At 52.0% G+C, this 11,862-nt stretch carries 8 protein-coding genes; 5 read left to right on the top strand and 3 right to left on the bottom strand.

Translation table 11 applies throughout. The features are described from left to right. The 3 genes from QU597_RS04015 to QU597_RS04025 form a co-directional block, all read right to left on the bottom strand. Positions 1 to 834 (bottom strand): carbohydrate ABC transporter permease, encoded by an 834-nt coding sequence (locus tag QU597_RS04015; protein WP_310831472.1) that lies wholly within the window; start codon positions 832 to 834, stop codon positions 1 to 3. Between the two features lie 2 nt (positions 835 to 836). Continuing rightward, entirely contained in the window at positions 837 to 1,730 is an 894-nt protein-coding gene (locus tag QU597_RS04020; protein ID WP_310831473.1) for a carbohydrate ABC transporter permease, read from the bottom strand. Between the two features lie 123 nt (positions 1,731 to 1,853). Continuing rightward, entirely contained in the window at positions 1,854 to 3,197 is a 1,344-nt protein-coding gene (locus tag QU597_RS04025) for an ABC transporter substrate-binding protein (RefSeq protein ID WP_310831474.1), read from the bottom strand. Between the two features lie 399 nt (positions 3,198 to 3,596). On the opposite strand from QU597_RS04025, the gene QU597_RS04030 reads away from it, so the two are divergent. The 5 genes from QU597_RS04030 (at position 3,597) to QU597_RS04050 (ending at position 11,861) form a co-directional block, all read left to right on the top strand. Next, complete coding sequence (locus QU597_RS04030; RefSeq protein WP_310831475.1) at positions 3,597 to 6,143, top strand: beta-mannosidase; 2,547 nt, start codon at positions 3,597 to 3,599, stop codon at positions 6,141 to 6,143. Positions 6,144 to 6,529: 386 nt separating this feature from the next. Beyond that, positions 6,530 to 8,689, top strand: a complete 2,160-nt coding sequence (locus QU597_RS04035; RefSeq protein ID WP_310831476.1) for an alpha-galactosidase — start codon at positions 6,530 to 6,532, stop codon at positions 8,687 to 8,689. 475 nt (positions 8,690 to 9,164) lie between these two features. Beyond that, positions 9,165 to 9,509 carry a DUF2294 domain-containing protein gene (locus QU597_RS04040; RefSeq protein ID WP_310831477.1) on the top strand — a complete coding sequence of 115 codons (345 nt, stop codon included), beginning with the start codon at positions 9,165 to 9,167 and terminating at the stop codon, positions 9,507 to 9,509. Between the two features lie 307 nt (positions 9,510 to 9,816). Beyond that, positions 9,817 to 10,905 (top strand): ABC transporter substrate-binding protein, encoded by a 1,089-nt coding sequence (locus QU597_RS04045; RefSeq protein ID WP_310831478.1) that lies wholly within the window; start codon positions 9,817 to 9,819, stop codon positions 10,903 to 10,905. Positions 10,906 to 10,907: 2 nt separating this feature from the next. Further along, positions 10,908 to 11,861, top strand: coding sequence for a nucleoside hydrolase (locus QU597_RS04050; RefSeq protein WP_310831479.1), 954 nt, complete (start codon positions 10,908 to 10,910; stop codon positions 11,859 to 11,861). The last annotated feature ends 1 nt before the right edge of the window (position 11,862 follow it).

Genomic DNA, 11,862 nt, shown 5'->3' on the forward strand with positions numbered 1-11,862 from the left:
CTATTTCACGGCCCCGCTGGTTACCCCCTCAAAGATATAACGCTGCAGGAAAAAGTACAGGATGACTGTCGGCAGCAGAATCAGCAGAATTGCGGCACAGATCAGGTTCCATTCGCCCGAATTGACTCCCTGGAAGCGCATGAGAATGGTGGTGACCACGCCAAGGCTTTGTTTGGGCATATAAAGGTAAGGGATGTACATGTCATTGTAGATGCTGATCGTCTTCAGAATCACCAGCGTAGCTGTTGCCGGAGTTAAAAGCGGGAAGATGATCGAACGGTAGATTTTAAACAGGGATGCACCTTCCACCATGGCACTCTCATCGAGGTCAAAGGGAATGTTGCGGATAAACTGCAGGTACAGAATGATCTGGATAACGTCTGCGCCGATGTAGAGCACGATAGGAGCGCCGAGCGTGTTGTAGAGGCCCATGCTTTTGATAATGCCGAAGGTGGCGACCTGTGTGGTAATGCTCGGAATGATAGTGGCTACCAGATAAGCTCCGAATACAACCGGCTTCAGCTTAAAAGAGAAGCGGCCCAGCACGTATGCCACCATTGTGCCAAACAGAATGTTCAGGGTCAATGTAATTATAATGATGACCAGGACATTGCCGAACCCGCTGAGGAGACCTCCGCGCTGGAAGACGGCGGTAAAGTTGTCGAAGTTCAGGAAGCTTTTGGGCAGAGCCATTGAACTGCTGGAGTTGAACTCGTCGGTAGATTTAAAGGCATTAACGATGACCACATAAGGAGGGAAAAGGACGACAAATACCCCGATCAGCAGCGTGAAGTATTTGAAGAAATCTACGAAACGAAATTTGGTATGTGCCATGTTTATTTGTCTCCTCCCCGGTTAAGTACCAGCTGCTGCACCAGCAGCACAATGACGACAAAGAAGAGCAGGATGATGCTCATTGCCGAGGCCAGGCCGTAATTGTTAAAAGCAAATGCCGTATCGACTACTTTCTGCACGTAAGTCTCACTGGCACCGGCAGGGCCGCCTTTCGTCAGCACGAACGGCAGGTCGAAGACTTCAAGCGCGCCAGTTACCGTCAGGAACAGATTCAGCTGGATCACAGGCTTCATATTCGGCAGCGTAATTCTCCATAAGGTCTGGAAGGAGCCTGCGCCGTCGATTGTGGCCGCTTCGTAAATATCTTTCGGAATAGCCTGTAACGAGGCGATGTATATAACCATGTTGTAACCCATAAACCGCCAGAAGCCGGTGGAGGCAAGGGAGTAGTTTACCAGCCCTTCGGTACCGAGCCAGCTGGTCTGGGCCAGGTGGTGCAGCCCGATGTTGTCTAAAAACAGATTCAGTGATCCGTTAGTGGTGTCAAAAACATAGCCGAACATAAAGGCTACAGCGACGCCGTTCATAATGTAAGGCAGGAACAGCATAATCCGGAAGGCATTTTTGCCCCGCAGCTTGCTGCTTAGCACGACGGCGAAGTAAATGGCGACGATATTCTGGACGATCCCCATCACAAAGTAGGCAAAGTTATGGGTGAATACTTTGAAAATATCCGGATTGCTGAATACCTCGCGGTAATTGTCCAGGCCGACCCATGGCTTCTCGGGGCTGTAACCGTCCCAGTTGGTGAAGCTGTAGTAAACAAGCTTAATCGCCGGGTAATAGGTGAACGTTGCCAGCAGCAGCAGCGGAATCAGCAGAAAGGATACAATAATAATGGTCTTCTGTTTGTTATAGGATAATGTTCCGAACATTTCTCAGCCTTCCTTCCGTAAAAAGCTCTCTTTAGATTGACGACAAAATGGATTATCCAGAGAAGGCATAATCCATTTCGCGCCGATGTTTATGCGGAGTTACCGTGCAGCGTGTTTATAGGATCAATAGCCGAGGTCTTTTTTAGCTTTCGCCCATGCTTTGTTCCATTTGTCGAAGACGGTTTGCGGATCTTTAGCCAGGACGAACTCCTGAGCCATAGCCGGCAGGTCGAGCTGTGCTTTGTTGGTGATTTCAGTTACTTTAGCGTCATCCACTGTACCTTCTTGCAGAACTACACCAGTAGCCTGGAATTCTTTAAGCTGCGTCAGATTGGATTCTTTGCCCTTCAGCGGAGAGATGAATCCGGCAAAATCCTCATATCCGGAATCTTCGATCATCCATTTTACGAAGGCTTTGGCAGCGTCTACATTTTTGCTGTTCTTAGCAACAGCATAGAAGAAGTCAGGGCTCAGCGGAGCTGTAAGTGTGCCTGAGTTGTCATAAGGAAGCGGGAAGAAGCCTACATTGTCCGAAGTGGTGCCAGCGCCGATAACCTGGTTGATAACCCAGTTACCCAGGTAATACATGGCGAATTTGCCGGAGGCGATGTCCTTCTTCGATTGTTCCCAGTTGGTGGAGTTGATGTCTTTTTCCAGATAGCCCTTTTCATTCAGCTCTCTAAGCAGGCTGAGCGATTTGCCGTAGCCGTTGTCCATTGTGAAAGGCGTGTCGGTATTCAGCTTCTCATTCGGGAAATCAGGGTTTCCGGCAATAATGCGGGGAACGGAGTATACCCAGTCGTTAAGCGGCCATTTGTCTTTGAAGTTGGAAGCGAGCGGCACTACACCGGCGGCTATCAGCTTTTCGCAGGCAGCGAGGAATTCATCCCAGGTCTTAGGGATTTCGGTGATGCCGGCATCGGCGAAGGCTTTTTTGTTATAGACAATTCCTGTAGTGGAGTTACCGGTAGTAATTCCGTACAGCTGGCCTTCGAAGGATTTGAAGTCTTTAAATGTAATTTTATCGGTGAGGCCGAGATCGTCCAGCGGTGCGAAATATTTTGGCAGATCGGAGTTAGGGATGTTAGGAATGAACATGACGTCGGGAAGCTCGCCGCTGGCCATTCTGACCTTAGCCTGCTGGTTGTAGTCGGTTTGGGAAGCTTCAAATTCAACCTTGATGTTCGGATATTTCTCATTAAAGCGCTTTAAATATTCGTCATACTCTTTGCCGATCATGTCGGTTCTGTTGGTCAGGAAAATGATTTTGCCGCTGATGTCAGATCCGCTGGCTGCTGCTGGTTCAGTGGTTGCTGCTGCGTCGGTGCTCTCTGGCGCTGTTGTTGCTGCAGGCTCATCAGTTGCTGTGGCTGCATTATTATTATTGTTGTTCGAACCACAGCCTGTCAGGGATAGAGAGAAAACCATAATGATAACAAAACATAACGAAAATAACTTGTTTCTCATTGCATTGTCCCCTTTTCGTGTTATTGTTAGCGTTTACATGAACATTATAGCGCGATTTTCCGGATGGATAAATGTATTCAATTATTATTTATTGTCTTTATTTGTTTTCTTTCTAGGATTATAATTGGTATATCACTAACAATATTATAACAAAATACAATGAATCCAAAATGAATGTAATGAAAAGTAAGCGTACACATGCTATTTTGAGGATGCGGCGCAAACCGGTGAATTAGGGTGTAGGCTCACAAAACTTAAGCGTATGCTTCCGGAGCGAGTTTTGTTCGAAGCGACTCATGGATGCATAAGCTCACAAAACTTTAAGCGTATGCTTCCGAAGCGAGTTTTGTTCGAAGCGACTCATGGATGCATAAGCTCACAAAACTTTTAGGAGGACTCATGACTCAATTACAGCTTGATTTGAAGAATTGGGAATTTAGGGCTAGCGGGGATGAAGGATGGCTGCCGGCAGTGGTGCCGGGAACGGTGCATACCGATCTGCTACGCAATGGGCTGATTTCGCAGCCATTTTATGGAAAGAATGAGCATGAGCTGCAATGGATCGATAAGAAGGACTGGGAGTACAGAACGGTTCTGCAGCTGGACGAGGGCTGGCAGAATCTGAATGTTACGGAGCTGACCTTTGCCGGGCTGGATACGTATGCCGATGTGTATGTGAACAATGTGCATGCGCTTTCAGCAGACAATATGTTCCGGGCTTGGACCGTAGATGTCAAAGGTCTGCTGCGGACCGGAGACAATGAGATCCTGGTGAAATTCCGCTCCGTGGTGAAGGAGGATCTGCCGAAGCTGGAACAGCTCGGGTATGACCTGCCCGCACCGAATGACCAGTCTGAGCTGGGCGGTTTAGAGGAAAAGCGGATCAGCGTGTTTGCCCGCAAGGCGCCTTATCATTACGGCTGGGACTGGGGCCCGAGATTTCTGACCAGCGGCATCTGGCGTGAAGCGGTGCTTACGGGACGTAATGCTGCCGCGATTTCGGATGTGTATATCCGTCAGGATGTTATCAAGAAGGAAGAGGCTCGTTTGACGGCAATTGTTGAAGTGGATGCGCCTGAGGTATGGGAAGGAACGCTGCGGATTACAGCAGACGGCCAAGAGTGGACACAGACAGTTACTTTGGATGCCGGCATACAAGCTGTGGAACTGGAGCTGGTGATCGGTCATCCGCGTCTATGGTGGTGTAACGGACTGGGTGCGCCTGAATTAACCTCATTCCAGGTGGAGCTGCTGCAGAACGGTACGGTACAAGATACTGCCGAAGTGACTACCGGCCTCCGGGAAATTAAGCTGATCCGCAAACCTGATGCGAAGGGTGCTTCGTTCCAGTTCGAGCTGAACGGTGTACCGGTGTTCGCAAAGGGTGCGAACCATATTCCAAACGACAGCTTCATCACAGAGGTTACCAGTGACCGCTACCGTCATGAGATTGCCTCAGCCGTAGAGTCGAATATGAACATGCTGCGTGTATGGGGCGGCGGCTTCTATGAGGAGAAGGAATTCTACCGCTTGTGCGATGAATACGGCCTGCTGGTCTGGCAGGACTTCATGTTTGCCTGCAGCATGTATCCGGGGGATGAAGCGTTCCTGGAGAGTGTGCGGAAGGAAGCGGAATATAATGTGAAGCGGCTGCGCAATCATCCGTGCATCGCACTGTGGTGCGGTAACAATGAGATCGACTCCGCCTGGGCCCACTTCGAGGAGAACATGGGCTGGGGCTGGAAGGAAAAGCTCAGTTCTGAGATCCGCGACACGCTATGGGCAGCATACGAAGAGATTTTCCACCGCATTCTGCCGGAGGCGGTAGCAGCCTATCATCCGGGTGTTGATTACTGGCCGTCCTCTCCGCTCCGTGAACGTACTAATAATATAGACCAGCATTCGACGCGGATTACGGGCGAAGGGGACATTCATTATTGGGGCGTATGGCACGGTATTGAACCTTTTGAGAACTATAACGTCAAGGTGGGCCGCTTCATGAGCGAATACGGCTTCCAGTCCTTCCCGGAGCTGAAATCGGTGCTGAGCTATGCGGAGGAAGCTGACATGGAGCTGGAATCGGAAGTGATGCTGGCGCACCAGAAGAACGGTCGCGGGAATCTGCTGATTAAAGAATATATGGACATCTATCTGCCGGAGCCAAAGGATTTCAGCTCATTTCTGTATATGAGCCAGATTCTTCAGGCGGAGGCCATGAGGGTCGCGATTGAAAGCCACCGGAGAAACAAGCCGTACTGCATGGGTACCTTGTACTGGCAGATGAACGACTGCTGGCCCGTAGCTTCCTGGGCAGGGATGGATTACTACGGCCGCTGGAAGGCACTGCAATATACCGCTCGCAAAAGCTTCAAGGATATCCTCCTCTCCATTGAGGAAATGGACGGGGTAAACCTGCAGGTGCATGCAGTATCTGATCTGCGGGAAACGCTGGCCAGTGAGCTGGTGCTCCGGTTGTATGATTTCAGCGGTTCGGTTCTGAAGGAATGGAATCAGTCCGTGCAGCTGGCTGCCGATTCGGCGGCGGTGGTATTCACCGTGCCTGCTGCCGAATTGCTGGAGGGCAATGATCCTAAGCAGGTGGTGCTGGTAGCTTCTTTGCTGGCCGAGGGCTCCCTGCTGGAGCAGAAAGAGCATTACTTCGCTGCGGCTAAAGAGATCAAGCTGAGTCAGCCTGCACTTACAGTGGCTGAGGTTCCGGGCAGCGGCGGCCTAAGCTTCACGGTCAGCAGCGATGTGCTGGCCAGAGGGGTGTATTTGACGGCGGAAGAGGAAGGCATCTTCTCCGACAACTTCTTCGATCTGCTTCCGGGCGAGCCAAAGACGGTGCAATTCTCGCTGCGCGGCAGCGGAGAGCAGGACTTTATCCCGGCTGCACCAAAAGGTCTTGAAGTCCGCTCGATGGCTGATTATGTGAAAGAAGCCTGATACGCCTGGACCGAGGCTGAACAGAGCAGTATGCATCTCTGGGCGAACTAGCGGAAATAGAGGGAAAAATCCCTCTGAATCCGGCCTAGGCGAGGGGATTGGCAGAAATAGAGGGAAAAATCCCTTTGAATCGGGCCTAGGCGTGGGGATTGGCGGAAATAGAGGGGAAAATCCCTCTGAATCCGGCCTGCGCGCGTGGATTGGTGGAAATAGAGGGAAAAATCCCTCTGAATCCGGGCTACACGGGCGAAATGGCGGAAATAGAGGGAATAGTACCTTTGATTTTGGACTGCGCGCGGGAACTGGCGGAATAAGGGGTAGCTGAACAAATTGCACGCTGCCATTAAAGAACATATAACAATATTCAGGAGAGAAGGAACCGGACCATGGCCATTTGGGTACAGGAAGACAAGGGGACATTTCATTTACAGAGTAAGGGTATGAGTTATATTATCGGTCTTTTTAATAACTATCCGATGCACGTGTACTGGGGCAAAAAACTGCGCCATGACAGCAATCTGGAGGGCTTGCCGCATTTGGGGGTGGGCACTGCGCTGGACCGGCTTCCGCAGGAATACCCGCAGTACGGTACTGGGGATTACCGTGTGCCGGCTTATCAGGTCAAGCTGGAGGACGGCACGCGAATTACTGAGCTGCACTATACCGGTTACCGTGTACTGCCGGGCAAGCCGCAGCTTGCCGGACTTCCGTCCGTGTATGTGGAGTCCCCGGAAGAAGCGGATACGCTGGAAATTACGCTGCGCGATGATTACGCGTCGCTGAATGTCATTTTGCGTTATACCGTTTACCGCGACACGGACGTTATTGCCCGCTCGGTAGAATTCGTCAATGACGGCGGGGCGCAGCTCGATCTGCTGCGCGCACTGAGCGCTTCCGTTGATTTTCCGGAGGACAGCCAGTTTGACCTGATCTATCTCTCCGGCGGCTGGTCACGGGAGGCGGACCTGACCCGCAGACGGCTGGAACAGGGCACGACGGCGCTGCAGTCCCGCCGGGGAATGAGCAGCCATCAGCACAACCCGTTCGCCGCACTGGCTAAGCCGGGTACCGACGAGCACCAGGGCGAAGTGTACGGCTTCTCACTGGTCTATAGCGGCGGATTCGCAGCTGAAGCCGAGGTGGATGCCTTCGGACATACCCGTCTGTGCATGGGTCTGAATCCTTTTGATTTCTCCTGGCGTCTGGCTCCGGGCGAACGCTTCCAGACTCCCGAAGTCGTTATGGTCTACTCAAATGAAGGGCTCGGAGGCATGTCGCGGACGTATCACCGCCTGTACCGTACGCGCCTGGTGAGAGGAACATTCCGTGATAAGGAACGGCCAATCCTCGTGAATAACTGGGAAGCGACCTACTTCAATTTCAATGCCGACAAGCTGGTGGATATTGCCGCCGAAGGCTCGAAGCTGGGCATTGAGCTGTTTGTGCTTGATGATGGCTGGTTCGGCAAGCGCGATGCTGACAACTCCTCGCTCGGCGACTGGACCGAGGATCTGCGCAAGCTGCCGGGTGGACTGGCCGATGTGGCGAAGCGGGTCAACGACCTGGGCATGCAGTTCGGCCTTTGGGTAGAGCCGGAAATGATCTCGCCAGATAGCGATTTGTACCGCGCCCATCCGGACTGGTGCCTCCATGTGCCGGGACGCCGCCGCACCGAAGCCCGCTGGCAGCTGGTGCTCGATCTTACGCGCGCAGAAGTGCGCGAGTACGTTTACAATGCACTGAGCAAAATCTTCTCCACGGTGCCGATTGCCTATGTCAAATGGGATATGAACCGCAACCTGACGGAGATAGGTTCGGCTGAACTGCCGGCGGAGCGCCAGGGGGAAACTGCCCACCGTTATGTGCTCGGGCTGTACGAGCTGATTGATCGCCTGACGGCGGACTTCCCGCATATTCTGTTCGAGAGCTGCTCCAGCGGCGGCGGACGTTTCGACCCGGGTATGCTCTACTATATGCCGCAGACCTGGACGAGCGATGACACCGATGCGGCGGAACGCCTGAAGATACAGTACGGCACCAGTCTGGTGTATCCGGTCAGCGCAATGGGCGCGCATGTCTCCGCAGTTCCGAATCATCAGGTCGGCCGCGTTACGCCGCTGTCCTTCCGCGGGGATGTCGCCATGTCCGGCAACTTCGGCTATGAGCTTGACCTGACGAAATTCACCGACGAGGAGAAAGAGCTCGTTAAAGAGCAGGTAGCGAATTACAAGGAAATCCGCAGTCTTGTGCAGCAGGGCAACCTGTACCGTCTGCAAAGCCCATTCGAGGGTAATGAAACGGCTTGGATGTTCGTCTCGGACGATCAGAGCGAAGCATTGGTCTATTACTTCCGGGTCATGGCTGTGCCTTACCCGGCACGCCGGACGCTGAAGCTCCGTGGCCTCAACCCGGACACCGATTATACGGTGCTGGATAGCGGTGAGGTCTTCGGCGGCGACCGGCTGATGCAGGCCGGGCTAGCGCTGCCTGATATCCAGCGCGACTACGTGAGCGGATGCTTCCACCTGAAGGCACAATATAATTAGCATCTCAGGGAATGAGGGAAGCCGGGGAAACCTGGCTTCTTTTATTTTGGACGAGGACAATATGGTGAAATTAAAGGTAGAAGTGCTTTTGATTTCAGCACATGTGGCCAATATGGTGGAATAAGAAGCTTAAGTGTTTTTGAATTTGCTATACGAGGACAATATGGTGAAATCAGAAGCAGAAGTACCTTTGATTTCAGCGCACGCAGGCAATCTGGTCAAATGAAGTGTAAAAGTACTTTTGAATCTGGCGTATGCGGTCAGATGGCGACCGAGCGCTGAAACTACTGGCTTTTATGGGCAAACGGGGACGGTTTTTCCTGATCAATCCACAATAACATAACGGTTAATGTTCGTGTTTGGCGTTACTTTCATGTTAGATTTAGCTTTTTTCTTGCTGGAAATACGATAGTTATGTATAATAGCAATTAATCTCGATGTGATTGTACGATATTCTGTTTTCGAAGGTGGTTTCATGGCAGAACTGGAAAACAGCGAGCAGAAGAAGAAGATGTGCCAGATCTACAATGAGATCTCCAAGGAATTGTTTGGTTTCGGGACGACCTTGCTCCGCGTAACTGTCGATCAGCGGGTCATTACCTTTCACGCCAAGCACCGCAGATCTCCCCGGTCGGCTGCCCTTGAAGGCGAAGCGCCGGAGCTGAAGCAGGAAGTGGATTTTCGGATGTCGATGCTGTTTAAGAAGAGATTCAAGGAAAGACTTGAAGCAGAAATGGGCTTAACGCTTGAGGTTCTGCTCAGGGATTACGATGCACCGACCCAGTGGGCTTTTACGAACATGATACTGGCCGGAGATTGACAATTTAAACATGATATTAGCGGATTTTTGCTTTTGATCTATCTTAAGCGAAGACCGTCCTTTTATAACGGGGTAGCTCTTTTGCTTTGTTTACACAAAGAAAAGTGTTCTTGTTCCTACAAGAATGCTTTTCTTTTTTTTATGAAAAAATAAGGGGAATCAGATGTTTATTACCAACAGGGGGTGCTGCTGATCCGTTTTACGCTGCCGATTGCTTCGATAAGAGACTGACAGAACATGCCGGATTTGCAGGAAGAACGCTGGATTTGTACACATATTAGGACTACATTCGGGAGGTTATTTACTAATGAAAAAGATCATGACTACCGGCCTTGCACTGGCCCTGACTTCAATGCTGGCCGCTTGCGGCGCAAACAATACTGCGACGAACAACACCAGTACTAATAATGCGGCTGCACCGGAAGCTACATCAGCGGGAGAACCGTCAGAGTTGGTGATTTCCACCTGGGGATTCTCGGAAGATTTCTTCAAAGAATCGGTCTATGCGCCGTTTGAGAAAGAGCACAATGTGAAAATTGTGGTGGAAATCGGCAACAACGCCGAGCGCCTGAACAAAATCCGCCAGGGCAGCTCCGATGTGGATGTGGTGTATCTGTCCGACTATTATGCGCAGCAGGCGATTAATGAAGGGCTGTTCGAAACGATCGACAGCAGCAAGATCCCGAATATCCAGAACATTTATGATATCGCCAAAGCGCCGCTGGGTGCAGAATATGGCCCTGCGTATACGATCGGACGACTGGGAATTGCCTATAATCCGGCTCTCACCCAAGGTGACGTAACGACCTGGAGCGATCTGTGGACCAAGTTCGATAAGAACCTGGCGATGCCGGCAATTACAGCTACAGCAGGTCCGATGGTGGTAGATGCGGCCTCTCTTGCAGCAGGTAATGCGGACTTCAATGAAGATACTGCGTTCACAAAGCTGAAAGAGCTGGACAAGAATGTTGTGAAATATTACAGCCAGACCTCCGAGTATGTGAACATGTTCGGCCAGGAGGAAATCGCCGGCGGCCCGATTATGGAAATGTACTTCAAGGATCTGCAGGCTGCTGTGCCTGATGCCAAATTCGTAGCACCATCTGACGGCGCCTATGCCGTAATGAATACTGTTAACGTCGTTAAAGGCAGCGACAATAAAGAGCTTGCCGAAGAGTTCATCAACTGGCAGCTGAGCGAGGAAGTGCAGACAGCATCTGCCAAAGCCAAGGTGGATTCCCCGGTAAACACGAAGGTGGTGCTGACAGCTGAAGAAGCGGCAGGTGTGACTTACGGAACGGATGTTATCAGCAAGCTGCGCAAGCTGGATATGTCGTTCGTGAATGAACACATTACGGAGTGGACCGACCGCTTCAACCGCGAGATTGGCGGCTAAGGATGAAGGGGCGTAAAAAAGTCATTCTGGATGTAGATACCGGAGTGGATGATGCGCTGGCCATTATGCTGGCAGTGACGAGCGGGCAGCTCGACATTGTCGGAATCACCACGGTTAGCGGCAATGTCTCGCTGGAGCAGGCAACCCTCAACACCTGCAAAATTCTCGAACTGCTCGGCGTATCCGGGCAGATTCCGGTCTACCGCGGAGCTGACAAGCCGCTGGTCCGCGATACTATGTTCGAGCATCGCGTACACGGTTCGGATGGTATCGGCGGTGCACTGGGCGATATGCGGATAACGAAGCAGGCAGAAGCAGAGCGGGCAGAAGACTTCATGATCCGCCAGCTACAGGAGCAGCCAGGCGAGATCACGCTGATTATGACTGCGCCGCTAACCAATCTGGCGCGTGCATTGCACAAATGCCCGGAGCTTACGCAGTATGCCGCCGAGGTCATTGTAATGGGCGGCGTCGTACAGGGCTTCGGCAATATTACGCCGACAGCGGAATACAACATGTATGTTGATCCGGAAGCGGCCAAGCTGGTGCTGGCGGCCGGGTTCCCCCGGCTGACGCTGGTCGGGCTGGATGTTACCCGCCGGGCGCTGCTAAGCGCAGATGATATACAGAAGCTGCAGATTCCGGCAATCCGTGAGTATGTGGAGGGAAGCACTGCGGACTACCGCACGCGGTACTTTGAACGAAACGGTGTGCAGGCTTGTGCCCTGCATGACCCGCTGGCAGTTGGCGTGGCGCTGAACCGCGGGTTCGTCACCGCGCACGATTACTATGTAGACGTGGAGACCCGCAGCGAGCTGTGCGACGGCCAGACGGTCTGTGATTTCCAGAACCGGCTGGGTAAGCCTGCGAATGCCGCTGTCTGCCTGGAGGTGGACGCGCCCGCTTTTCTGGAATGCTTCATTAATAGCTTGAACAAGCTTGAACCAAGAGCCTAAG

The organism is Paenibacillus pedocola (assembly GCF_031599675.1).
GTDB classification, from domain to species: domain Bacteria; phylum Bacillota; class Bacilli; order Paenibacillales; family Paenibacillaceae; genus Paenibacillus_AQ; species Paenibacillus_AQ pedocola.